We start from the raw sequence: 23,528 nt of genomic DNA on the forward strand, positions 1-23,528 counted from the left end.
CGTAACCCCGGGTTCGACGGCCGGGGCGGGAAGCCGGTCAGCGCGACGCGTCGGCGAGCCGGTAGCCCATGCCGCGCACGGTGACGAAGCGCTCCGCGCCGAGCTTGTTGCGCAGGTAGCGCACGTACACGTCGACGACGTTGGACCCGGGGTCGAAGTCGTACCCCCACACGCGCGACAGGAGCTGCTCACGGCTGAGCACCTGCCCGGGGTTGCGCAGGAACGCCTCGGCGAGCGCGAACTCGCGCGCCGACAGGTCGACCTCGCGGTCGGAGGTCCGGGCGCGACGCGTGCGCAGGTCGAGGCTCAGGGTGCCGTGGGTGAGGACGGTGACCTCGCCCGCGGGCTCGGTACGCAGCCGCAGCCGGATGCGCGCGAGCAGCTCCTCGAAGCGGAACGGCTTGGCCATGTAGTCGTCGGCGCCGCCCTCGAGCCCGGCGACGGTGTCCGTGACCGACGTGCGGGCCGTGAGGATGATGACGGGGATCGCGTTGCCCGTCTCGCGCAGGCGGCGCAGCACGGTGAAGCCGTCCTGGTCGGGCAGGCCGAGGTCGAGCACGAGGAGCGCGAACTCGCCGGTGCTCGCGAGGTCGAACGCCTCGCGGCCGGTCGCGACGGTCGTGCTCGCGTAGCCCGCGGCGCGCAGCCCCTTGGCCACGAACGACGCGATGCGGGTCTCGTCCTCCGCGACGAGGATCTGGCTCACCGGGTGGTCCTTCCGTCGGGGGATCGGGTCGGGGGGAGGTGCGGGGTGGCCGCCGACGGCGCGGTGGGCGCCGTGGGAGCGTCCGGCGCGGCCCCGGGGGCCGGAGCGGGCACGAGCGGGAGGTCGAGCGTGAAGGTCGACCCGACGCCCGGCGTCGAGGCGACGAGCACGCGCCCGCCGTGACCCTCGGCGATGGCGCCGACGATCGCGAGCCCCAGGCCGGCGCCGTCGGGGTGGGTGGAGCCGGGCGTCGTGGCCTGGGCGAAGCGCTCGAAGATCGTCGCCTGCTGGTCGGGCGCGATCCCGACGCCCTCGTCCCGGACCCACACGCGCACGCGCGCGCCGTCGTCGGACGCTGCGGACCCGAGCGCGACGACGGACCCGGTCGCGGAGAACTTCACCGCGTTCGCGGCGAGCTGCAGGAGCGCCTGGGTGACGCGCTGGGCGTCGACGCGCGCCACGACGTCGGCCCGCGCGTCGACGAGCCAGCGCCGGTCGCCGAGCGTGCGGACCTTGTCGTGCACGTCGTCGAGGAGCCGCCCGAGGTCCGTGTCGGCGGGCCGGACGAAGTCGGGCCGGCCGGCGGTCGCGAGCGTCACGAGGTCGTCGACGAGGCGGTTCATGCGGTCGAGCTCGTCGAGCGCGAGGTCGCGCGTCTCGGTCGCGTCCGTGGCGTCGTGCGGGTCCATGAGCTCCAGGTGGCCGCGCACGACCGTGAGGGGCGTGCGCAGCTCGTGCCCGACGTCGTCGAGGAGGCGCCGCTGCGACTCGAACGATCCCTCGAGCCGGTCGAGCATGCCGTTGACCGTGCGCGACAGGTCGGAGAGGTCGTCGTTGCCCGTGACGGGGATGCGCGCGGACAGGTCGGTCTCCCCGATGCGCTGCGCGGTGCGGGAGAGCGCGCGGATCGGCTGCAGGAGGCGGCCGGCGACGACCCACCCGACGACACCGGTGAGCACCAGCGCGCCGAGCGCGACGAGCGCGTAGGTCCCGAACACGCGCGCGAACTCGGCGTGCTCGGCCGAGCGGTCGTAGGCGAGGACGAGGGCCGGTGGCCCGTCGGGACCCGCCTCGGTGCTCACGCCGTCGACGACCACGGGGGCCACGAGCACGCGGTAGTCGGCCGTCGACGTGCCGATCGAGTACATCGCGACGCGTTCGCGCGTGACGAGAGGCGCCAGCGCGTCGACGAGCTCGGCGTCGTCCTCCAGGTGCACCTGCACGTCCTGCTGGGACACCAGCGGCGCCCGCCCGCCTCGCAGCCCCAGCACGCCCTCGTTGCGCGCGGGCACGGTGAGCTGGATGGCCGCGACGACGACGTCCTCGGCCGAGGTGAACGGCTCGCCCGACACGGGGTTCACCCCGGACGTCGCGAGCGTCTCCAGCTCGGCCGCGCTGCGCGCGAGGCTCTCCTCGATGCGCGCGTCCACCTGCTCGCGCTGCAGGAACCAGGCGGCGCCGCCTGCGAGGACGAGCGCGAGGGCCGACAGGCCGAGGAACGCCGCGAGCATGCGGACGCGCACCGTGAGGTGGACCCGGCGGCGCGCGTGCTCGTGCGGGGCCGGGTCGGGCGTCGTGCCGCTCATCCGTCGTCCCCGTCGTCGTCCCCGGCGCCCTGGCCGTCGCCCGGGCCGTCGTCGTCATCGTCGTCGTCGCTCGACGGCGGTGCGGGGGAGACGAGGCCGTCGTCGTCGTCATCGTCGTCGTCGTCCGGAGGGAGCGACGGAGCGGGGGCCGGGGCGTCGGTCGGTCCGGGCGTCGGCACCGTCGGGGTGGGCGCCGGGGTCACGACCACGGCGCCGCCGACGTCGTGGTCGTCGGGGCGGGACGCGACGGCGGCGGCGGTCGCGACGCCCGCGAGGGCGACGAGCAGCACGCCGACGATCCAGGCGACGGTCCGACGGGTCATGCGCCCAGTATCGGAGAGCAGGATGAGACGCACATGAGAGAGGGTCCGGCTCGCCCGCGCCTCCCTCCCGAGGCTGCCGCCGGGTCGTCCCCGGGTCAGCCCGCCGCGAGCCAGTCGTCGACGCCCGAGAGCAGCCGCTGTCTCGTGGCCGACGACGCGCGGCTCGCCCGGATCGACGCCCGCGCGAGGTCGGCGAGCTCCTCGTCGGAGAACCCGTGCTCGTCGCGCGCCGTCTCGTACTGCGCGACGAGGCGTGAGCCGAAGAGCAGCGGGTCGTCCGCGCCGAGCGCGACCCGGGCCCCCGCGTCGACGAGCGCACCCAGCGGGACGTGCGACGCGTCGTCGTACACGCCGAGCGAGACGTTCGACGCCGGGCAGACCTCGAGCGCGATGCCGCGGTCGACGACGTCGTCGAGCACGCGCCGGTCCTCGGCCGACCGCACGCCGTGGCCCAGGCGGTCCGGCACGAGCTCGCGCACGACCTCGTGCACGTGCGCCGGGCCGAGGAGCTCGCCGCCGTGCGGCACGGACGCGAGGCCGGCCCGCCGGGCGATCGCGAACGCGCGCGCGAACTCGGCGGTGTCCCCGCGCCGCTCGTCGTTGCTCAGCCCGAACCCCACGACCTCGCCCGCGCCCTCGCCCGCGTACTGCGCTGCGAGGCGGGCCAGCGTGCGCGCGTCGAGCTGGTGCCGCATCCGCGAGGCCGCGACGACCACCGCGACCTCCGTCCCTGTGGCGGCGCTCGCAGAGCGGGCCGCGTCGAGCACGATCTCCACCGCGGGGGTGATGCCGCCGACGAAAGGTGCGTACGACGTCGGGTCCACCTGGATCTCGAGCCGCCCCGACCCCTCGGCGGCGTCGTCCTCGGCTGCCTCCTGCACGATGCGCCGCATGTCGGCCTCCGAGCGCACGCACGCGCGGGCCGCGTCGTACAGGCGCTGGAACCGGAACCAGCCGCGCTCGGTCGGGGGCAGGCGCAGCGGGTCGCCGTCCCGGAGCGCGGACGGGAGCCGCACGCCGTACTGCGCGGCGAGGTCCTGCAGCGTGTCGGGGCGCATCGACCCGGTGAAGTGCAGGTGCAGGTGGGCCTTGGGGAGCGTCGCGAGGTCTCGCACAGGCCGGAGTCTGTCACGCGCCGTCGTCTCACGCGCCCGACAGGTACCCGCGCTCCATCGCGACCGTCACCGCGGCCGTGCGGTCGTCGACCCCCAGCTTCGCGAACGCGCGCAGGAGGTGCGTCTTGACGGTCGCCTCGGTGATGAACAGCTCGCGCCCCACCGCGGCGTTCGACAGTCCCCGCGCGACGAGGCGCAGCACCTCGACCTCGCGGTCGGTGAGGCGCTCCGCGCCGCGCACGGACGTCACGAGCCGGGTCGCGACGCTCGGCGCGAGCACCGTCTGGCCCCGCGCCGCCGCGCGCACGCCCGCGACGAGCTCCTCGCGCGGCGTGTCCTTGAGCAGGTAGCCCGTGGCACCCGCCTCGACCGCCCGCAGGATGTCGGTGTCGGTCTCGTAGGTCGTGAGCACGACGACGCGCGGCGCCTGCCGTCCCGCGGAGCGCGCGGTGATGGCCGACGTCGCGCCCACGCCGTCGAGCACGGGCATGCGCAGGTCCATGAGCACGACGTCGGGCGCGAGCTCGACCGCCAGCGCGACCGCCCGAGCGCCGTCGCCCGCCTCGCCCACGACCTCGAGGTCGGGCTCCGCGGCGAGCATCCCGACGATCCCCGACCGCACCACCGGGTGGTCGTCCACCACGAGCACCCGGACCGTGCCGTTCTCCGACGTGCTCACCGGCCGCCTCCCGTCCCCGTGTCGTGCCGACCGACGGAGGCGCCGGCGGCGGGCAGCCGGACCGCGACCCGGGTCCCGGAACCGCCCGGTCCCGGCCCGACCTCGAGCGTGCCGCCCTCCGCGGCGGCGCGCTCGCGCATGCCCCGCAGACCGTACCCCTCGCTGGCGCCCGCTTCCCCGGAGAGCCCGCGGCCGTCGTCGGACACCTCGAGCACCGTGCCGTCGCGGTCCTGGCGGAGCGCGACACGGACCGTGCGCGCGCCCGCGTGCCGCCGCACGTTCGTCAGCGCCTCCTGGGCCGAGCGCAGGAGCACGACCTCCTCCGCGCTCGAGAGCCCCGGCGCCTGGGTGTCGGTGAGCTCCACGCGCGCCCCGGTCTCCTCGGTGAACCGGGCGGCGAGCCGCTTCAGCGCCTCGCCGAGCGTGCTGCCCTGGAGCGGCGCGGGCGACGTCGCGGCGACGAGCGCCCGTGCCTCGGCGAGGTTGTCGCGCGCCGTCGACTCGACGAGCACGAGCCGCTCGCGCGCCGCGTCCGGTGCGCCCCGGGCGAGGTCGGCGCTCGCGGCCTGCGCGAGCATGACGACGCTCGTGAACCCCTGCGCGAGCGTGTCGTGGATCTCCTGGGCGACGCGCTCGCGCTCGGCGAGCACTCCCGCCGCGTGGTGCGTGCGGGCGAGCTCGGCCTGGGTCGCGCGGAGCTCGTCCACCAGCCGTGCGTGCCGCTCGGCCTGCCGCATCGTGTGCGCCGTCCACAGCCCCAGGCTGATCGAGAAGGCCAGCGCGACGCCCATCTGCGGAGCCGTGCGCGCGAGCTCCTCGAGCACGACGCGGCCCGTCGTGGGGTCGAAGGCGAGGCCGAGAGCCGTGCCGGACGCCAGCAGGACGCTCAGCAGGATCTGGGCCCACAGGTGCTCCGAGAGCATCCAGACCTGGGTGAACACGGCGAACAGCAGGAGGGTGCCGAGCGCGTCCTGGGCGACGACGACGACCGTGCACGCGATCGCGACGACGAGGTACAGGTGAGCGGTCACCTGGTCGCGCGAGCGCGCCGCCCGCCGGCCCCACCCCACGTAGCCGAGCACGAGGATCCCGATCGCCCCGAGCGACACGGCCAGAGCGGTCCCGTCGATGCCGGCGGAGAGCAGCGAGAGCGCGCTGAGCAGGGCGATGACGTAGAACGCCGCGTCCCACCAGCGCACGTCGCGCGCCCACGTGCCGTCGATCTGCGCGACGGCCGTGCCCGGCGCGTCCGTCGGCACGGCTCCCGCCCCGCGGCCCGACGACGGCTCAGCCGTCGTCACGGCGCCGCCACCGGAACGTGCGCGCGCCCACCACCAGCCCGACCACCAGCCATGCGACCAGTACAGCAGCGGTCGCGCCGTGCTGCCACGACCCCGACGGCTCGAGCGCCGCGGCCCCGTCCGGCAGGAACACCGACCGCATGCCCTGCGCCATCCACTTGAGGGGGAAGACCGAGGCGACGGTCTGCATCCACGACGGGAGGGCGAAGAACGCGAAGAAGACGCCCGAGATGAACTGGAGCACCAGGACGACGGGCGTCACGACGGCCGACGCGGACTTCCCCGAGCGGGGGAGCGACGAGAACGCGACGCCGCACACGGCCCCGGTGGCGCAGCCCAGCACGAAGACCCACGCGAACGTCGTGAGCCGCGCGCCGCCGTCGGGCATCTCCCACGGCATGGGGACGTCGTAGACCGTGGCGGCGAGCGCGAGGAGCAGCCCGATCTGGACGACGGACGTCGCGAGGACGAGGCCGATCTTGCCGTAGAAGTACGCGGGCGGCGGCAGGGGCGTCGCGCGCAGGCGCTTGAGCGTGCCGTCGTCGCGCTCGACCGCGATCGAGATCGCGAGCGACTGGAAGCTCGTGAGCATGATGCCGGTGGCGACCATGCCGGGCAGGAAGTACTGCGCGAACGGCACGGAGTAGTCGGCGTTCGACTGCTCCTCGCTGCCGAACACCGTCGCGAAGATCGCGAGCATGAGGAGGGGATACGTGAAGATGAAGATCACGGCGTCGCGCTCGCGGAAGAACGCGCGCAGCTCGGCGCCCGTGCGCGCGAGTCCGAGCCGGGCGTGGCTCGGGAGGGCGCCCGACAGCGCTCCGGCGTGCGGGGCGCGGGCGGTGGTCGGTGCGGTGCTCACGAGCGTGCCTCCTCAGGGACGACGGCGGACGCGCCGTCGGGCGTGACCGGTGCGCCGGCCGGGGATCCGATGAGCTCGAGGTAGACGTCCTCGAGGCTCGGGCGGGCGACCTCGAGGCCCGGGACCTCGCCGTCGGGCTCTCCGAGCGTGCGCGAGAGGCGCCCGACGAGCGCGGCCGGGCTGTCGGTCTGCTCGGAGCGGAAGGTCCCGCCCTCGAGCCAGCGGACGACCGGGCGGCGGGCGTCGGGCCCGCCCAGACGGTCGGGGGCGTCGAGCGCGACGACGCGCCCGTCGCGCACGACGGCGGCCCGGTCTGCCAGGTGCGCCGCCTCGTCGAGGTAGTGGGTCGTGAGGAGGATCGTCGTGCCTTCCGCGCGCAGCGACAGCACGAGGTCCCAGAACGAGCGTCGTGCCTCCGGGTCGAAGCCCGTCGTCGGCTCGTCGAGGAACAGCACCTCCGGACGGCCGACGATGCCGAGCGCGACGTCGAGCCGGCGACGCTGACCGCCCGAGAGCTGGCGCGTGCGCGTGCGCGCCTTGGCGCGCAGCCCGACGGCGTCGATCACCTCGTCGGGGTCGCGCGGCGCGGGGTAGAACGTCGCGAAGTGGTGCACGATCTCGCTCACGGTGAGCTCGGCCTGGTCCCGCGAGTCCTGCAGGACGACGCCGATGCGCGAGCGCCACGCGCGCCCCGCCGTCTGCGGGTCGACGCCGAGGACGCGGACCTCGCCCGCGTCGCGGCGACGGAACCCCTCGAGGATCTCGACGGTCGTCGTCTTGCCCGCGCCGTTGGGGCCCAGGACGGCGAAGATCTCGCCGACCTCGACGCGCAGGTCGATCCCGTCGACCGCCTGCTTGGTGCCGTAGCGCTTGCGGAGCCCGCGCACCTCGACGGCGGGCACCGCACGGGGCGCCGCGGCCGGGGCGTCGGGTGGTGGGAGCGGTGTCGGTGTCATGCGACCAGCCTGGTCCTGCGGGCGGAGCCGCCGCGACGTCCGGTCGTCCGGACCCGGCGTCCACCGATCGGTGGACGGGCTCGACGAGGGTTCGGCGACGGGTCCGGCCACGGGTTCGACCGTGGGCGCCGCGTCGCGTACAGTGGTCCCTCGGTGGTTGACGCCCACCATGCTGGACCGCGCCCGTGCGACGGGTCGGACCGGTCCGTGGAGGCGTCGGTCGCGAAGGGTAGTGGCGCAATTGGTAGCGCAGCGGTCTCCAAAACCGCAGGTTGCAGGTTCGAGTCCTGTCTACCCTGCACGGCGTGGCTCCCGCGAGCCGCGCGCGGTCCGGAAGCGGGTCGCACCGAGGGTTCCAGCAGGTCCCGCACGTCAGCGATGGGGAAGAACGAGTGAGCGAATCGCCGTCAGAGGCCGTGGGCGCGGACGGCGCACGCGCCGACGAGGTGCAGAAGAAGGGCCGTCCGGTCTCGGACAAGAAGCCCAACGTCTTCGCGCGCATCGCCCTGTTCGTGCGCCAGGTGGTCGCCGAGCTGCGGAAGGTCGTCACGCCGACCCGGTCCGAGCTCATCAGCTACACCACGGTCGTCCTGGTCTTCGTGGTCGTGGTCATGGCCTTCGTGACGGTGCTCGACCTCGGGATCGGCAAGGCCACCCTGTGGGTCTTCGGGGACTAGCCCGCGACGTCGCACCCGCCGTGCCGGCCTGATCGGCACCTGGCGCCCCTCGGGGCGCCTTCGGCGCTTCCAGAAGCAGTCATCGAGCAGTTCATCAGAAAGCAGGTTCGTTCGTGTCCCAGGAGTCGCTGGACCAGACGGAGAACGTCGACCCGACGCAGCCCGAGGGTGCCCAGGACGAGGTCGAGGAGACCACGGACGCCCCCGCGGTCGACGCGACCGACGAGGCTGCTGAGCCCGAGGCCGCCGCGGACGACGAGTCGTCGGACGTCGAGACGCAGGACGAGACGCGCACGGAGGACGAGGACGGCGACGTCATCGAGGACCCGGTCGCGGAGTTCAAGCGCACGCTGCGCTCGCAGCCGGGCGACTGGTACGTCATCCACTCCTACGCGGGCTACGAGAACCGTGTGAAGGCCAACCTGGAGAACCGCATCCAGAGCCTGAACATGGAGGACTACATCTTCCAGATCGAGGTCCCCATGGAGGAGGTGGCCGAGATCAAGAACGCGCAGAAGAAGATCGTCCGACGCGTCCGGATCCCCGGCTACGTCCTCGTCCGCATGGACCTCACCGACGAGTCGTGGGGCGCCGTGCGCCACACGCCCGGTGTCACCGGGTTCGTCGGGCACACCCACCAGCCGGTGCCGCTGACGCACGACGAGGTCTTCTCGATGCTCGCGCCCATGCTGGCCCCCGCCCCGGAGCCGGGCAAGCCTGCCACGGCGGCCACCAAGGCTCCGATCGAGGTCGACTTCACGGTCGGCGAGTCGGTCACCGTCACCGACGGCCCGTTCGACACGCTGCCCGCCACGATCTCCGAGATCAACGTCGAGAACCAGAAGCTCAAGGTCCTCGTCTCCATCTTCGGCCGGGAGACCCCGGTCGAGCTGTCGTTCAACCAGGTCGCGAAGATCTGACGTCCGGGCGGCCCGTGCCGCCCCTGCGTGAGCGCAGTACTGCAACCGGGTCATCGCCCACGGCGTCGGCCCACGAGAAGAAAGTCAGGGAAGAGTCATGCCTCCCAAGAAGAAGGTCTCCGGCCTCATCAAGCTCCAGATCCAGGCCGGTGCGGCGACGCCCGCGCCGCCGATCGGCCCCGCGCTCGGTCAGCACGGTGTCAACATCATGGAGTTCTGCAAGGCCTACAACGCGGCGACCGAGTCGCAGCGCGGCAACGTCATCCCGGTCGAGATCACGGTCTACGAGGACCGCTCGTTCACCTTCATCACGAAGACCCCGCCGGCGGCGGAGCTCATCAAGAAGGCCGCGGGCGTCCAGAAGGGCTCGGCGACGCCGCACACGGTCAAGGTCGCGAAGATCACGGCCGACCAGGTGCGCGAGATCGCGACGACCAAGCTCGAGGACCTCAACGCGAACGACATCGACGCCGCGTCGAAGATCATCGCGGGCACCGCCCGCTCGATGGGCATCACCGTCGAGGGCTGAGCAGAGCGAACGCGGAGGTAGGACGAGCGCCAGCGAGTCCTGCCGGAGCGGGAGCGGCGCTCAGCCCGAGCGAAGACACGGCGGGCTGAGCGCAGCAAGTACCAGAATCGTCCGTCCACGACCGTGGGCGGCAGTGGCAGGGTCCGCGCGGACCCGCTGACCACGACTGCAGAGGAGAAGCAGATGGCAACGCGCAGCAAGGCGTACCGCAACGCCGAGGAGAAGATCGACCGCGAGCGTCTCTACGCGCCGCTCGAGGCGGTGCGTCTCGCCAAGGAGACGTCGACCGTGAAGTACGACGCGACCGTCGAGGTCGTGTTCCGCCTGGGTGTCGACCCGCGCAAGGCGGACCAGATGGTCCGCGGCACGGTCAACCTGCCCCACGGCACGGGCAAGACGGCCCGCGTCATCGTCTTCGCGAACGCGGCGAAGGCCGAGGAGGCCCGTGCGGCCGGTGCCGACGAGGTCGGTGGCGACGAGCTCATCGAGAAGGTGGCCGCCGGCTACACCGACTTCGACGCCGCCGTGGCGACGCCGGACCTCATGGGCAAGGTCGGCCGTCTGGGCAAGGTGCTCGGTCCCCGTGGCCTCATGCCGAACCCGAAGACCGGCACCGTGACGATGGACGTGACCAAGGCCGTCACCGACATCAAGGGCGGCAAGATCGAGTTCCGCGTCGACAAGCACTCGAACCTGCACTTCATCATCGGCAAGGTCTCGTTCGACGAGAAGTCGCTCGTGGAGAACTACGCCGCGGCGATCGAAGAGGTCCTGCGTCTCAAGCCGTCGTCCTCGAAGGGCCGGTACATCACCAAGGCCACGCTGACGACGACGATGGGCCCCGGCATCCCGCTGGACCAGTCCAAGACGACGAAGCTGCTCGAGGACGACGCCGCCTGACGGCAGTCCTCCCGCGGCTGGTTCGCCACCTGCACCACGCACGACGGCGCGGCACCCACCCGGGTGCCGCGCCGTCGTCGTCTCCGAGCATGCTCGAACCCGCTCCGCCGACGTGCGCTAGGTCGAACGATGCACTCCGGGTCGAGTGATGCACGCAGGAGTGCATCGCTCGACCCGGAGTGCATCAGTGGGCCGTCCGGGTCAGCAGGCGCCGAGGTCCTTCCAGACGCCCCACTGGCCGCTCTGCGCAGGGTTCTCGTTGGTGGTCCACCACTTGGCCTCGTAGGCGTGGCCCTGGTACGAGACCCGGTTCCCGCCGGTGTAGATCGCCGACGCCGACCACGCGGCCGCGGTGCAGTCACCGGGGTCGGTCGGGTCGGTGGGGTCCGTCGGGTCGGTCGGGTCGGTGGGATCCGTCGGGTCCGTGGGGTCGGTCGGCCCGCTCGCGAGGCGCGCGCCGATCACGGACGCGAGCTCGTAGTTGTTCGTCTTGTCCCAGTTGATCGACCACGTCATGACGCCGCCGATCTTGCCGTACGGCGTCGCCGGCTTGAAGGCGCCGCAGCCGGTGCCGACCTCGAGGCAGTCCACCGCCTTCACGACGTTGGCCAGCGGCTGGTGGCCGCCGCCCGCGGCCCGGGGGACCGCGGGCACGCCGATCCCGACCTGGTCGGGGCGCAGCCCCATCTCGAGCTGGATGCACGAGAGCGCGGTGAGGAAGTCGACCGTGCCCTGCGAGTAGACCTGCTGGTTGCAGCCCATCATCGAGCCGGAGTTGTAGTACTGCGTGTTGACGATCGTGAGGATGTCCTTGATCGCGAGGGTGAGCTGGTAGTAGCCCATGCTCGTGGCCTGGTAGTCGATCGTCTGCGGCGCCATCGTGAGGATGAGGTCGGGCCCAGCCTTCGCGGAGAGCTGGTGCAGCGCGCTCGACATGTACGTCGCGTTGATGCCGTGCTCGAGGTCGATGTCGACGCCGTCGAAGCCGTACTCCTGCATGAGCGCGTACGCCGTGTCGGCGAAGTTCTTGGCCTCCGTCGCGTTGGACACGACCACGTTGCCCTTCTCGCCGCCGACCGAGAGCACGACCTTGCGGCCCTGCGAGCGGATCGTGGCGACGTCGGCCTTGAACTGGGCCTCCGTGTAGCCGCCGAGCTCCGCGCTCGCGAGGTTGAACGTGATGCCGCCGGGCGTCCCGGTGAGGTTGTCGGCGAAAGCGATCGCGACGAGGTTGTAGGCCTGCGGGATCTCCGACAGGCGCATCGTCACGGAGCCGTTGTCGAAGTTGTGCCAGTAGCCGGTGAGCCACTGGGTGCTGGCCGACGGCGCGGAGGCGGCCACCGCGGACGGCGCCGCTGCGGGAGCCGGTGCGGCCGTCGCAGGCACCGCGGCGAGCGCGCCGCCGGCCGCGACGGTCGCGGCGGCGACGACGGTGGCGAGGGCGCGCAGCGCGCGCCCGGTGCGGCCGCGCGTGCGGCCGGAGGGGACTGTTCTCACGGAGGTGCTCCTCGTGCTCGGGCGTACCGCGACGTCGCGGTACGCCGGTCCGCACCCGCGGTGGGTGCAGGGGTCGTTCCGACGCTAGGAGCCCGTGCGGCCCGGCGGCATGAGGGGATCCCCGGTAGTTCGCCTCCCGCGCGTACGGGAGAACGCGTACTCGGGTCCTCCTGCCGTCGCGGTCGCCGACGCGTCGGCGAAAGTCGGATGAACTGGTCGGCACCCGGATGTATCAGGCGCGCAGGGGGTCCCTCTCTCCCGGCGGAGGAGTGTCGAGCCGGCACCCTCTCTCCGCCGTCGAAGGAGCGAGATGGGACCCAGCCGCGCGAGCCGTGAAGGGTGTGACCAGTGACGATGGTTGTCGACCCGACCGGACCCGCCCTAGGATCAGGTGTCTCAGGGGACCCCCCGCTGATGCCTGACCGGACGAGCGTGCCGAGGACAGTGCCCCCCATGACGAGAACGACCGACGAGCTCGCCGACACCGGTGGCCCCGAGCTGAGCCTCGGTGACCGGGGCGCGTTCGCCCTGCTGGAGTTCCGCGACGGCCGCCCGCAGGCGTTCGGCGAGTTCGTGCGCGAGGCCACCCCCCTGCTGTGGCACACGGTGCGGGCCCAGGGCGTCGAGCGCGAGCAGGCGGACGACATCGTGCAGACGGTGTGGGTCGCGCTCGTCCGCAACGCCATGACGATCAAGGAACCGCACGCCGTCCTCAAGTGGCTCCTCATCACGGCGAAGCGCGCCGCCTGGGAAGCGGTGCGCAAGCATCGCGACGAGGCGCGACGGCGCACCGAGCTCCCCGACGACACGGACGAGGGGGTCCCGGAGCTCCCGTCGGGCGACCCGACGCCAGACGTCGAGGTGCTGCGCAACGAGCGGGACCGAGGGCTCTGGCGGGCCCTCGGGCAGCTGCCCGAACGGTGCCAGAAGCTGCTGCGCCTCGTGTCGCTCGCCGACCGACCGGACTACAAGGCCATCTCGGCCGCGATCGGCATGCCGGTCGGCAGCATCGGATCCACGCGCGGCCGCTGCCTGGCCAAGCTGCGCGACATCATCGACGTCCAGGGGGAATCGTGGGAACAGTCATGAGCACCGAGCCGCAGCACAGCCCCGACGAGCCCCTCGACGCCGTCGACCTCGCGCTCCTCGCCGACCTCGCGCGCATCGCGGAAGAGATCGATCCCGTGCCCGCCGGGCTCGTCGAGCGGTCGCTCTTCGCGATCACGCTCGCCGGCCTCGAGGCCGAGGTCATGGAGCTGGAGTACGTCCAGGTCCCCGCCATGTCGGTGCGCGGCGACGCGCCGCCGGTCGAGGCGCGCACCATCACGTTCACGTCCGAGTCGGTGACGGTCATGATCTCGCTGTCCGCGACGGACGACGGCCGCATCCGCATCGACGGCTGGGCCGCCCCTGCGACGGCGTTGCGCGTCGAGCTGCACCGCCCGGGCACCGTGAGCGAGACCGCGAGCGACGACGACGGCCGGTTCGTCTTCGAGGCCGTCGACCGCGGCCCGGCGAGCCTCGTCGTGCGACGCGCCGACGGCACCGGCGGCGCCGTGAGCACACCGGTCGTCGAGCTCTAGCCGCGTCGTGCCGCGGACGACCTGTCGTCCGCGGCACGACGGCGTCCAGACGGCGCCGAGAAGTTCCGCGCACCCGCGCGCCGCCCGCGGTCGTCGACCGGACGGGCACCGGACTGAGTTTCACCTCTCGAGGAGGAGCACGTGAGCGAGACCCCTGAGCCCCCCGCGCCGAGCCCCCGCGACGGCCGCTACTACGGCGACCGGCCCAACCGGCTGCAGTGGCGCACCCGCACGATCGACCCCGTCACCGCACCGCGACGGTCGGGCCAGCAGTCCCCGCACCCGACCTGGTACGTCGGCGACCGGCTGCTGATCCCCGACTCGCACTGCGGCGACCGTCGGTTGGCCCGCATCCGTGAGGCAGCCGCGCGCCTCGATCTGGACGTGACGATCGAGCCGGAGAGCGAGGACGACGCTGCGCTGGTTCGTGGGGCCGGGCTCGACGAGACGACCACCCGAGAGCTTCTCCGCGTCTTCGGTGTCTCGCTGCGCCTCACACCCCGCGAGGGGTCTCCGCGCGCGCTCCCGGACGCTTGGGCCGTCGTCGAGGACATCGGTGGCCGCATCCAGGTCGAGGACGCGGACGACCTGCGCATCGGACTCGACCACATCGTCGTGCCGTCGACGGGAGCCTTCATCGGTGGCCAGCCCTTCGCGCAGCCGAGCGCCTTCACGCACGCGCAGCCCTACGGTCAGCCGCACCCCTACGGTCAGCCGCACCCCTACGGTCAGCCCCACCCCTACGGTCAGCCCCACCCCTACGGTCAGCCACACCCCTACGGCGGCATGGCCGAGTACGCAGCGGCGGGGACCGGCGGGCGCACACCCGTCAACTGGATCGGAGCCGCGCCACGGCGCGACCTCGACCCCGGCGCCGACCCCTGGACCGCCGCGGACGGCGTCAGGAGGCCGGTCGTCGCGGTGCTCGACTCCGGAGTGGGCGAGCACCCGTGGTTCGACGAGAAGCCTGGTCGAGGCGTCGTCGTCGTCCGCGATCCGGACCTGCTCGGCGAGAGTCTGTCGGTCTTCCCGGAACCGGAGTACCCGTACGAGGACCCCGAGATCGGGGGCGTGTCGGTCTCCCCGTTGACCGGTCCGTTGGACCCGGTCGCCGGGCACGGCACCTTCATCGCCGGCCTCGTGCACCAGAAGTGCCCCGACGCCGTCATCCTCGCTCCGCGGCTCTACGGAGGCTCCGGGGTCATCCCCGAGCGCGACATGCTGCGCTCGCTGCGAAGGCTGCTGCTCTGGCACGTCCTCGGGCTCGCCCGACGTACGGGCTACGCACCGGTCGACGTCCTCGTCCTGTCGTTCGGGTACTACCACGAGCGTCCGGGTGACTCGGACTTCGACGCCCCCTTGGGCGCCGTGCTCGAGGCGCTGCGCCGGTACGGGGTGATCGTCGTCGTCTCGTCCGGGAACGACGGTCAGACCCGCCCGATGTTCCCGGCCGGGTTTGCTCCGCGAGTCCGCCGGCACGACAACCGCGCCAGCGCGCTCGATCCTGCCGAGGTACCGCTGGACAAGCCTCCGGTCCTCGCGGTGGGCGCGCAGAACCCGGACGAGACGACGGCGCTCTTCAGCAACGACGGCCCGTGGATCACCTGTGTGCGTCCGGGTGCAGCGCTCGTGTCCACGGCACCCCGGACGATCGACGGCGCGATGGCGCCGTCCCGGAGCGTCAAGGAGCTGTGGTCGAACGGGCGTCGGGCGACGATCGACCCCGAGGGTTTCCAGGGTGGGTTCGCCACCTGGAGCGGTACGTCGTTCGCTGCGCCCGTGCTGGGTGGGGAGCTCGCCGCGCTACTGTTGGCGGATGCTGGGCAGGACCCCACGAGGAACGGCGACGCGGTCGATCCGGGCGTCGGCGCGCCGGAGCGGTGCGCGTGGCTCTGGGGCGCGATCTCCGAGGCGACGGGTCTGGAGCCGACCGTGTCGTGACGACGCGGCAGGAACCGGATGACCGCGCGGCTCGGCCCGGCGCAGCTCGTCACTCGTGCGCAGGGGGCTTCGCAACGAGGCCGTTACGCCGACGCCGTGCGGCACTACGACCGGGCGCTGCGTCTGCTCGGAGGTACGCCGGAAGAGGACGAGACCCGCTATCTGCTCGTCCGGTGCCATGTCGGGGCCGCCGCCTGCGGGTTCGAGCTGGACGGCGACCTGGCGGCGGCGCTCGACGGGCTCGAGCGGGCGCGCCGACTGCTCGAGGGCGGAGCGGCCGGGACCCGGGAACGGTCCCGGCTCGCCCTGCTCATCGAGGGCCAGGAGGGCTTCCTCAGCTGGAGGCGCGGCGATCCGGGATCGGCCAAGGAGCGGTTCTCCCTGGCGCTCACGCATGCTCGCCGAGTGGGTGGACCGGACCTCGCGACGGTCCTGCTCAACCGCGGGTCCCTTCTGCTCGAGCTCGGCGACGTCGAGAGGGCGCGGGCAGATCTCGCGGAGTCGGTCGAGATCGCGGCGTCCGCGGGGGACGTGCTGCTCGTCTCCAAGGCTCGGCACAACCTCGGCTACGTGGAGTACCTACGGGGTGATCTCCCCAGCGCGCTGCGAGCGATGGACGAGGCGGCCGAGCAGGCCCCCGACCGGCACGCCGCCGTCGGGCTGATCGACCGGGCGCAGGTGCTGCTCGACGCGGGGCTCCTCACCGAGGCCGACGACGCGCTGAGCGAGGCGCGCCGGCATCTCTCGCGCTACCGCATGCTGCGCGACCTCGCGGAGGTCGAGCTCGTGAGGTCTCGCGCGGTGCTCGGCCTACGTCGGTTCGCCGATGCGAAGCGTCTCGCGCGGTCGTCGTCGCGCCGGTTCGAGCGCCTCGGCAACACGCCGTGGATGCTCCGCGCACGGGTCGCGGAGCTTCAGGCCGCGCTGACCGAGCACCGTTCCGCGGGTGTCTCGCCCGCGACGGCGCGGCGCCACGCGGCGTGGGCGCTCGACGTCGCGCACGACGGCGCGGCGATGGGCGACGTCGCGGGCCTCGGCGTGGAGATCCCGGCGTGGTTGCTCGCCGTGGAGTGGTTCGTGACGGCCTGGGACCTCCCGGCGGCGAGAGAGGTCCTCGAGCACGTGCCGGCCAACCTCGGCCGTGCTCCGCTCCCGGTGAGGCTGCAGCACGAGTCCGTCCTCGCCCAGCTCGCCTTCGCCGCAGGTGACCGCCGTGCCGGTGTGCGAGCCGTGCGCCGCGGGCAGGCCACGCTCGCCGAGCACCGGGCGCGGCTGGGGTCGGTCGACACGGTCACGGCGTCCGCGGTGCACGGCGTCCGGCTCGGCAACGTCGACGTGGAGTCGGCGCTGGGCACGCGTCGGCCGGCGACGATCTTCGACGCGGTGGAGCGTGGTCGCGCGGCCTTCGCGGGGTCGGGGCGGGTGCGCCCGCCGTCGGACCCGGTCCTCGCCGACCTCCTCGCGTCGGCGCGGCAGGAGGTCGAGGCGGCCAGGGCGCTGGGCGCGCCGTCGGACCCCGACCACCTCGCCCGACGCCAGGGTCACCTGAGGGCGGCCCGTCGACTCCAGGACGATGCCCGTCGCCGCGCCTGGCAGCACGGGGGAGGGGCCGCGATCCCGCAGCCAGCGACGGAACGTGACGTCCGGACCGCGCTCCACCGGGGCGCCTCCGACGCGGTCGTCGCGGACCTGGTGGTCGAGGGGGACGAGGTGCTCGCGGTCCGGGTCACCGGTGCCGGGTCCCGGATCGTCTCGCTCGGCAGCCGGGACACCGTCGGCGAGCTCGTGCGGCGAGCACGGGCCGACTACACCGTCCTGTCGAACGTGCTCATCCCCGTCCCCATGCGGGAGGCGGCCGTGGCGTCCCTGTCCCGCACGCTCACCACGCTCGACGACATGCTCGTCGCCCCCCTCGACGCCGACGGCGACCTGCACGTCGCCGCGCGCGCGGTCCTGCTCGCCGTCCCGTGGGCGTCGCTCCCGTCGCGGCGGGGCAAGCGCACGTGGGCCAACTCGTGGGTGGACCTGCGCGTCGGCGAGCCGGTGCGCCGTACCGACGCGGCGCTCGTCGTCGCCGGGCCTGGTCTGCGGTTCTCGACGGCGGAGGCGAAGCTCGTCGCGTCTGTCTGGGAAGGGTCCGAGTCGCTCGCGGGCGAGGACGCGACGTGCGCGGCGGTCCTCGGCGGGCTCGCGTCCGCGGGCGTCGTCCACCTCGCGGCCCACGGGAGCCACGAGTCCGACAACCCGCTCTTCTCGTCGCTGCGGCTCGCGGACGGCCCGCTGTTCGCCCACGAGCTGGACGGCACGGACCTGCGCGGCGTCGTCGTCGTGCTGTCGGCGTGCGAGGTGGGACTGTCGACCTCGCGGATCGGCGGCGAGTCGCTCGGCCTGACGAGCGTGCTGCTGCGCCTGGGCGCCCGCGCGGTGATCGCGAGCGTCGCCCCGCTGCGCGACGACGTCGCCGCGCGCGTCATGCCCGCGCTGCACGCCGAGCTCCGCGACGGCACGATGCCCGGCACCGCGCTCGCCCGTGCGGTCGCCGACGAGCCGGAGCCCGTCCCGCTCGTGTGCTTCGGCCCCCTCGTCCTCTGACGCCGGACCGCAGGACGACGACGGTTTGGACCACGCGCCGTCGTCCCGTACGATGGGCGTGTACCCAAGACCGCCGGTCGTCCGACGCTGCCCGCAGAATCCTCTGCGGGACGTGAAGGCCGAAGTCCCACCTCGAGGTGGAGGCCAGCGCAGGTAGCGAATCGACGACGTCCGCCCGGCCCCGCCGCGCGTGCGACTGCGAGCCCCGCGCCTGCGCGGGGCTCTTTCTCGTCCCGGGACCATGCCGGTGGTACCACCACCGGAAGGATTGCCATGGCGAGGCCGGACAAGGCAGCCGCAGTCGCCGAGATCTCGGACAAGTTCCGCGACTCGAACGCTGCCGTGCTGACCGAGTACCGCGGGCTCACCGTCGCGCAGCTCAAGCAGCTGCGTCGGTCGCTCAGCGGCAACGCAACCTACGCCGTGGTGAAGAACACGCTGACCGCCATCGCGGCCAAGGAGGCCGGTGTCGAGGGACTCGACGCCGACCTGCAGGGCCCGTCGGCAATCGCCTTCGTCACCGGGGACCCGGTCGAGGCTGCGAAGGGTCTGCGTGACTTTGCCAAGGCGAACCCCGCGCTGGTCATCAAGGGCGGTGTCCTCGACGGGCGCCCCCTGACCGCTGCGGAGGTCACGAAGCTCGCGGACCTCGAGTCCCGCGAGGTCCTGCTGGCCAAGGCGGCCGGCGCGATGAAGGCCAAGCTGTTCCAGGCCGCGTACGTCTTCACCGCGAACACCGCCCAGGCCGCCCGCGTCATCGATGCCCTGCGTCAGAAGCAGGAATCGGAGGGCGCTGCCGCCTGATCCCGCACCCGGGCTCGTCCCGGGTCGTGATCGACGCAGCGCAAGCACACACCCCGCTTCTGGCAGGCCCGCACGGGCCGTGGCCGAGCACCAACCGAAAGGAACGCCATCATGGCGAAGCTCAGCACCGAAGAGCTCATCGAGCAGTTCAAGGAGCTCACCCTCATCGAGCTCAACGAGTTCGTGAAGGCCTTCGAGGAGACCTTCGAGGTCACCGCCGCCGCCCCCGTCGCAGCTGCTGCCCCGGCTGCCGCCGGTGGCGGTGCCGCCGCCGAGGAGGCCGAGGAGAAGGACGAGTTCGACGTCATCCTCGAGGCTGCCGGCGACAAGAAGATCCAGGTCATCAAGGAGGTGCGTGCCCTCACGAGCCTCGGCCTGAAGGAGGCCAAGGACCTCGTCGACGGCGCGCCCAAGCCGGTCCTGGAGGGCGCGAACAAGGAGACGGCCGAGAAGGCCAAGGCTGCCCTCGAGGGCGCCGGCGCCACGGTCACCCTCAAGTGATCTCGCCGGTCCCGTCCTGACGGGACCGGTCAGCACGCCGCACGAGGCCCGCACCCCGCGAGGGGTGCGGGCCTCGTCGTGTCTCGGGTCCCGACGCCGTCCGCGTGTGCCCGGCTTCACGGAACCGCCACGAGTGTGCCACCATGTGCGGGTCGACGACGCAGGACAGCGAGGTCGACGGCAGCAGGTCGGGCCCGCCGCGCGGGTCGGGTTCAGGCAGATTGGCGGGCGACGGTGCCCGCGCGAGTGCCGGCAGACGCCCAGGCGTCGGGCCGGAGGGCAGCGCACGCCCCCGGGTTGTGTTGCGACCCGTGCAGGGGGTATGCTCACGCTTTGCGCTGTCCTGTGCCCATGACCTCAGATACCCCCGACCCCCTCGACGACGTACGTGCGCGTCCGCGAGGTGTCGTGGCGGCGGTGATCATGACCAGCCCGGCGGCGCAGCGTTCTTTCGATCTGCAGGGAAGGACCCCTCTTGGCTGCCTCGCGCACCCCTTCTGCTCCGTCCGCCGACGCCATCGCGAACCGTACCGCGTCGCGTCGCGTCTCCTTCGCCAAGATCTACGAGCCCCTCGAGGTCCCCGACCTGCTGGGCCTCCAGACCGAGAGCTTCGACTGGCTCCTCGGCAACGAGGCCTGGCAGTCGCGTGTCGCCGCGGCGTCCGCCGCCGGCCGCCAGGACGTCCCCTCGACGTCCGGGCTCGAGGAGATCTTCGAGGAGATCTCGCCGATCGAGGACTTCGGGTCCTCGATGTCCCTGTCGTTCTCCAACCACCGTTTCGAGCCGCCGAAGTACACGGCCGACGAGTGCAAGGAGAAGGACTTCACGTACGCCGCGCCGCTGTTCGTCACCGCGGAGTTCGTCAACTACAACACCGGTGAGATCAAGAGCCAGACGGTCTTCATGGGCGACTTCCCGCTCATGACCGAGCGCGGCACCTTCATCATCAACGGCACCGAGCGCGTCGTCGTCTCGCAGCTCGTCCGGTCGCCGGGCGTCTACTTCGAGCGCACGGCCGACAAGACGAGCGACAAGGACATCTTCTCCGCGAAGATCATCCCGTCGCGCGGTGCCTGGCTCGAGTTCGAGATCGACAAGCGCGACGCCGTCGGCGTGCGCGTCGACCGCAAGCGCAAGCAGTCCGTCACGGTCCTGCTCAAGGCGCTCGGCCTGACCGAGTCGGAGATCCGCGAGCAGTTCGCGGACTACCCGTCGGTGCTCGACACGCTCGAGAAGGACCACGTCCACACGCAGGACGAGGCCCTCGTCGACCTGTACCGCAAGATCCGCCCGGGCGAGCCGCCGACCGTCGAGGCCGGCCGCGCGCTGCTCGAGAACTTCTACTTCAACTCGAAGCGCTACGACCTCGCGAAGGTCGGCCGCTACAAGGCGAACAAGAAGCTCGGCATCGACGCGCCGCTCTCGGACTCGACGCTGTCCGTCTCCGACGTCGTCGCGACGATCAAGTACCTCGCCGCGCTGCACGCCGACCACGCGACCATGCCCGGCCAGCGCGCCGGCGAGGCGGTCGACGTCCGCGTCGAGACCGACGACATCGACCACTTCGGCAACCGTCGCATCCGCGCCGTCGGCGAGCTCATCCAGAACCAGGTCCGCACCGGCCTGTCCCGGATGGAGCGCGTCGTGCGCGAGCGCATGACGACGCAGGACGTCGAGGCGATCACGCCGCAGACGCTCATCAACATCCGCCCGGTCGTGGCGTCCATCCGCGAGTTCTTCGGCACGTCGCAGCTCTCGCAGTTCATGGACCAGAACAACCCGCTCGCGGGCCTGACGCACAAGCGTCGTCTCTCGGCCCTCGGCCCGGGTGGTCTGTCCCGCGACCGCGCCGGCATGGAGGTCCGTGACGTCCACCCGTCGCACTACGGCCGCATGTGCCCGATCGAGACGCCGGAAGGCCCGAACATCGGCCTGATCGGCTCGCTCGCCTCCTACGGGCGCATCAACCCGTTCGGGTTCATCGAGACGCCGTACCGCAAGGTCACGGACGGCAAGGTCACCGACGAGGTCGTGTACCTCACGGCCGACGACGAGGACCGCCACGTCATCGCGCAGGCGAACCAGACGCTCACCGCCGACGGCACCTTCGCGGACGAGCGCGTGCTCGTGCGCACCAAGGGTGGCGAGGTCGAGATCGTGCCCGGCGCGCAGGTCGACTACATGGACGTCTCGCCGCGCCAGATGGTCTCGGTCGCGACGGCGCTGATCCCGTTCCTCGAGCACGACGACGCGAACCGCGCCCTCATGGGTGCGAACATGCAGCGCCAGGCCGTGCCGCTGGTCCGCTCCGAGGCCCCGCTCGTCGGGACCGGCATGGAGTGGCGCGCGGCGGTCGACGCGGGCGACGTCGTCGTCGCGACGAAGCCCGGTGTCGTCACCGAGGTCTCTGCCGACCTCGTGCTCGTCGCGAACGACGACGGCACGACCGGCAGCTACCGCATCGCGAAGTTCCGCCGCTCGAACCAGGGCACGAGCTACAACCAGCGCGTGCTCGTCGACGAGGGCCAGCGCATCGAGGTCGGCTCCGTCCTCGCGGACGGCCCGGCGACGGACGAGGGCGAGCTCGCCCTCGGGCGCAACCTCCTCGTGGCGTTCATGTCCTGGGAGGGCCACAACTACGAGGACGCGATCATCCTCAGCCAGCGTCTCGTGCAGGACGACGTGCTCTCCTCGATCCACATCGAGGAGCACGAGGTCGACGCGCGCGACACCAAGCTCGGCCCCGAGGAGATCACGCGGGACATCCCGAACGTCTCCGAGGACGTCCTCGCGGACCTCGACGAGCGCGGTGTCATCCGCATCGGCGCCGAGGTCGGCGCGGGCGACGTCCTGGTCGGCAAGGTCACGCCCAAGGGCGAGACCGAGCTGACCCCGGAGGAGCGCCTGCTCCGCGCGATCTTCGGCGAGAAGGCGCGCGAGGTGCGCGACACCTCGCTCAAGGTCCCGCACGGCGAGTCCGGCACGGTCATCGGCGTGCGCGAGTTCAACCGTGAGGACGGCGACGAGCTGCCCGCCGGCGTGAACCAGCTGGTGCGCGTCTACATCGCGCAGCGCCGCAAGATCACGGACGGCGACAAGCTCGCCGGCCGTCACGGCAACAAGGGCGTCATCTCGAAGATCCTGCCCGTCGAGGACATGCCGTTCCTCGCGGACGGGACGCCCGTCGACGTGATCCTCAACCCGCTCGGCGTGCCCGGTCGTATGAACGTCGGCCAGGTGCTCGAGACCCACCTCGGGTGGGTCGCCAAGCAGGGCTGGGACATCTCGCTGGCCGAGGGCAAGGACCTCTCCTGGAAGGAGAACGTCCCCGAGATCGCGGCGTCGTCCGAGCCGGGCCGTCCCGTCGCCACCCCGGTGTTCGACGGCGTCCACGAGGACGCGCTGACCGGCCTGCTCTCGTCGACCATCCCGAACCGCGACGGCGTGCGGACGGTCGGCGGCGACGGCAAGGCGCTGCTGTTCGACGGCCGCTCCGGCGAGCCGTTCCCGGACCCGGTGGCCGTGGGCTACATGTACATCCTCAAGCTCCACCACCTGGTCGACGACAAGATCCACGCGCGCTCGACCGGCCCGTACTCGATGATCACGCAGCAGCCGCTGGGTGGTAAGGCGCAGTTCGGCGGTCAGCGATTCGGCGAGATGGAGGTGTGGGCCCTGGAGGCGTACGGCGCGGCCTACACGCTGCAGGAGCTCCTCACGATCAAGTCCGACGACGTCCCCGGCCGCGTGAAGGTCTACGAGGCCATCGTCAAGGGCGAGAACATCCCCGACTCGGGCATCCCGGAGTCCTTCAAGGTGCTCCTCAAGGAGATGCAGTCGCTGTGCCTGAACGTCGAGGTGCTCTCGAGCGACGGCGTCCAGATCGAGATGAAGGAGTCCGACGACGACGTGTACCGCGCCGCCGAGGAGCTCGGGATCGACCTGTCCCGCCGTCCCAACGCTGCCTCCAGCGTCGACGAGATCTGATCTCGGGCGGGTGGGAGCGGCGGCCCGGCCCTTGCGGCCGGGCACCGCTCCCACCACGTCCCCTCACC

20 protein-coding genes and 1 tRNA gene are annotated in these 23,528 nt (G+C 72.4%); 12 read left to right on the forward strand and 9 right to left on the reverse strand.

Going from position 1 to position 23,528, the window contains the following annotated elements; all coding sequences use genetic code 11:
• Nucleotides 1–37: 37 nt before the first annotated feature.
• The 8 genes from ACMXGY_RS05625 to ACMXGY_RS05660 form a co-directional block, all read right to left on the reverse strand.
• A complete protein-coding gene (locus ACMXGY_RS05625) occupies nt 38–706 on the reverse strand; it encodes a response regulator transcription factor (protein ID WP_483775895.1) in 669 nt (222 codons plus the stop codon).
• Nucleotides 703–2,292: a sensor histidine kinase gene (locus ACMXGY_RS05630; protein WP_483775896.1), complete on the reverse strand. Its 1,590-nt coding sequence runs from the start codon at nt 2,290–2,292 to the stop codon at nt 703–705. Before ACMXGY_RS05630 ends, ACMXGY_RS05625 begins: the two co-directional genes overlap by 4 nt.
• Complete coding sequence (locus ACMXGY_RS05635; protein WP_483775897.1) at nt 2,289–2,615, reverse strand: hypothetical protein; 327 nt, start codon at nt 2,613–2,615, stop codon at nt 2,289–2,291. Before ACMXGY_RS05635 ends, ACMXGY_RS05630 begins: the two co-directional genes overlap by 4 nt.
• Nucleotides 2,616–2,710: 95 nt before the next feature.
• The gene (locus ACMXGY_RS05640; protein WP_483775898.1) at nt 2,711–3,730 is read right to left on the reverse strand and encodes an adenosine deaminase; all 1,020 of its coding nucleotides are present in this window, start codon (nt 3,728–3,730) and stop codon (nt 2,711–2,713) included.
• A 28-nt stretch (nt 3,731–3,758) separates the two neighbouring features.
• Nucleotides 3,759–4,331: a response regulator gene (locus ACMXGY_RS05645; RefSeq protein WP_483776795.1), complete on the reverse strand. Its 573-nt coding sequence runs from the start codon at nt 4,329–4,331 to the stop codon at nt 3,759–3,761.
• A gap of 74 nt (nt 4,332–4,405) precedes the next feature.
• Nucleotides 4,406–5,710, reverse strand: a complete 1,305-nt coding sequence (locus ACMXGY_RS05650) for a sensor histidine kinase (protein WP_483775899.1) — start codon at nt 5,708–5,710, stop codon at nt 4,406–4,408.
• A complete protein-coding gene (locus ACMXGY_RS05655) occupies nt 5,697–6,572 on the reverse strand; it encodes an ABC transporter permease (RefSeq protein ID WP_483775900.1) in 876 nt (291 codons plus the stop codon). Before ACMXGY_RS05655 ends, ACMXGY_RS05650 begins: the two co-directional genes overlap by 14 nt.
• Nucleotides 6,569–7,528, reverse strand: a complete 960-nt coding sequence (locus ACMXGY_RS05660; RefSeq protein ID WP_483775901.1) for an ABC transporter ATP-binding protein — start codon at nt 7,526–7,528, stop codon at nt 6,569–6,571. The genes ACMXGY_RS05655 and ACMXGY_RS05660 overlap by 4 nt, the downstream gene beginning before the upstream one ends.
• A 226-nt stretch (nt 7,529–7,754) precedes the next feature.
• Between ACMXGY_RS05660 and ACMXGY_RS05665 the strand changes: the two genes are divergently transcribed.
• The 5 genes from ACMXGY_RS05665 to rplA all read left to right on the forward strand — a co-directional run bounded on the left by ACMXGY_RS05665 (nt 7,755) and on the right by rplA (nt 10,554).
• Nucleotides 7,755–7,827 (forward strand) — tRNA-Trp (locus tag ACMXGY_RS05665).
• A gap of 147 nt (nt 7,828–7,974) precedes the next feature.
• Nucleotides 7,975–8,205 carry a preprotein translocase subunit SecE gene (gene secE / locus ACMXGY_RS05670; RefSeq protein ID WP_483776796.1) on the forward strand — a complete coding sequence of 77 codons (231 nt, stop codon included), beginning with the start codon at nt 7,975–7,977 and terminating at the stop codon, nt 8,203–8,205.
• A 113-nt stretch (nt 8,206–8,318) separates the two neighbouring features.
• A complete protein-coding gene (nusG, locus tag ACMXGY_RS05675) occupies nt 8,319–9,125 on the forward strand; it encodes a transcription termination/antitermination protein NusG (protein ID WP_483775902.1) in 807 nt (268 codons plus the stop codon).
• Nucleotides 9,126–9,222: 97 nt separating this feature from the next.
• Entirely contained in the window at nt 9,223–9,654 is a 432-nt protein-coding gene (gene rplK / locus ACMXGY_RS05680) for a 50S ribosomal protein L11 (RefSeq protein ID WP_483775903.1), read from the forward strand.
• A gap of 183 nt (nt 9,655–9,837) precedes the next feature.
• Nucleotides 9,838–10,554, forward strand: a complete 717-nt coding sequence (gene rplA / locus ACMXGY_RS05685; protein WP_483775904.1) for a 50S ribosomal protein L1 — start codon at nt 9,838–9,840, stop codon at nt 10,552–10,554.
• Between the two features lie 201 nt (nt 10,555–10,755).
• On the opposite strand, the gene ACMXGY_RS05690 is transcribed toward rplA, so the two are convergent.
• A complete protein-coding gene (locus ACMXGY_RS05690; protein ID WP_483775905.1) occupies nt 10,756–12,051 on the reverse strand; it encodes a glycosyl hydrolase family 18 protein in 1,296 nt (431 codons plus the stop codon).
• Nucleotides 12,052–12,504: 453 nt separating this feature from the next.
• On the opposite strand from ACMXGY_RS05690, the gene ACMXGY_RS05695 reads away from it, so the two are divergent.
• The 7 genes from ACMXGY_RS05695 (at nt 12,505) to rpoB (ending at nt 23,460) form a co-directional block, all read left to right on the forward strand.
• A complete protein-coding gene (locus tag ACMXGY_RS05695) occupies nt 12,505–13,140 on the forward strand; it encodes an RNA polymerase sigma factor (RefSeq protein ID WP_483775906.1) in 636 nt (211 codons plus the stop codon).
• On the forward strand, nt 13,137–13,634 hold the full coding sequence (locus ACMXGY_RS05700) for a hypothetical protein (protein ID WP_483775907.1): 498 nt from the start codon (nt 13,137–13,139) through the stop codon (nt 13,632–13,634). The genes ACMXGY_RS05695 and ACMXGY_RS05700 overlap by 4 nt, the downstream gene beginning before the upstream one ends.
• A gap of 141 nt (nt 13,635–13,775) precedes the next feature.
• Nucleotides 13,776–15,575, forward strand: coding sequence for a S8/S53 family peptidase (locus tag ACMXGY_RS05705; protein WP_483775908.1), 1,800 nt, complete (start codon nt 13,776–13,778; stop codon nt 15,573–15,575).
• 96 nt (nt 15,576–15,671) lie between these two features.
• Nucleotides 15,672–18,167, forward strand: a complete 2,496-nt coding sequence (locus tag ACMXGY_RS05710) for a CHAT domain-containing protein (RefSeq protein ID WP_483775909.1) — start codon at nt 15,672–15,674, stop codon at nt 18,165–18,167.
• Between the two features lie 273 nt (nt 18,168–18,440).
• Nucleotides 18,441–18,971: a 50S ribosomal protein L10 gene (rplJ, locus tag ACMXGY_RS05715; protein ID WP_021483443.1), complete on the forward strand. Its 531-nt coding sequence runs from the start codon at nt 18,441–18,443 to the stop codon at nt 18,969–18,971.
• A gap of 111 nt (nt 18,972–19,082) precedes the next feature.
• Nucleotides 19,083–19,472 (forward strand): 50S ribosomal protein L7/L12, encoded by a 390-nt coding sequence (rplL, locus tag ACMXGY_RS05720; protein ID WP_483775910.1) that lies wholly within the window; start codon nt 19,083–19,085, stop codon nt 19,470–19,472.
• Nucleotides 19,473–19,947: 475 nt separating this feature from the next.
• Nucleotides 19,948–23,460 (forward strand): DNA-directed RNA polymerase subunit beta, encoded by a 3,513-nt coding sequence (gene rpoB / locus ACMXGY_RS05725; RefSeq protein WP_483775911.1) that lies wholly within the window; start codon nt 19,948–19,950, stop codon nt 23,458–23,460.
• Nucleotides 23,461–23,528: the final 68 nt, after the last annotated feature.

Source organism: Cellulosimicrobium sp. G4 BAM 1002, from assembly GCF_057126935.1.

Excerpts from the sequence above, each read along its gene's own strand:
- ACMXGY_RS05695 (WP_483775906.1), top strand. The coding sequence starts at position 12,505 with ATGACGAGAACGACCGACGAGCTCGCCGACACCGGTGGCCCCGAGCTG.
- ACMXGY_RS05660 (WP_483775901.1), bottom strand. The coding sequence starts at position 7,528 with ATGACACCGACACCGCTCCCACCACCCGACGCCCCGGCCGCGGCGCCC.
- ACMXGY_RS05630 (WP_483775896.1), bottom strand. The coding sequence starts at position 2,292 with ATGAGCGGCACGACGCCCGACCCGGCCCCGCACGAGCACGCGCGCCGC.
- ACMXGY_RS05635 (WP_483775897.1), bottom strand. The coding sequence starts at position 2,615 with ATGACCCGTCGGACCGTCGCCTGGATCGTCGGCGTGCTGCTCGTCGCC.
- ACMXGY_RS05645 (WP_483776795.1), bottom strand. The coding sequence starts at position 4,331 with ATGCTCGCCGCGGAGCCCGACCTCGAGGTCGTGGGCGAGGCGGGCGAC.
- rplA (WP_483775904.1), top strand. The coding sequence starts at position 9,838 with ATGGCAACGCGCAGCAAGGCGTACCGCAACGCCGAGGAGAAGATCGAC.
- rplL (WP_483775910.1), top strand. The coding sequence starts at position 19,083 with ATGGCGAAGCTCAGCACCGAAGAGCTCATCGAGCAGTTCAAGGAGCTC.
- rplJ (WP_021483443.1), top strand. The coding sequence starts at position 18,441 with ATGGCGAGGCCGGACAAGGCAGCCGCAGTCGCCGAGATCTCGGACAAG.
- ACMXGY_RS05700 (WP_483775907.1), top strand. The coding sequence starts at position 13,137 with ATGAGCACCGAGCCGCAGCACAGCCCCGACGAGCCCCTCGACGCCGTC.
- rplK (WP_483775903.1), top strand. The coding sequence starts at position 9,223 with ATGCCTCCCAAGAAGAAGGTCTCCGGCCTCATCAAGCTCCAGATCCAG.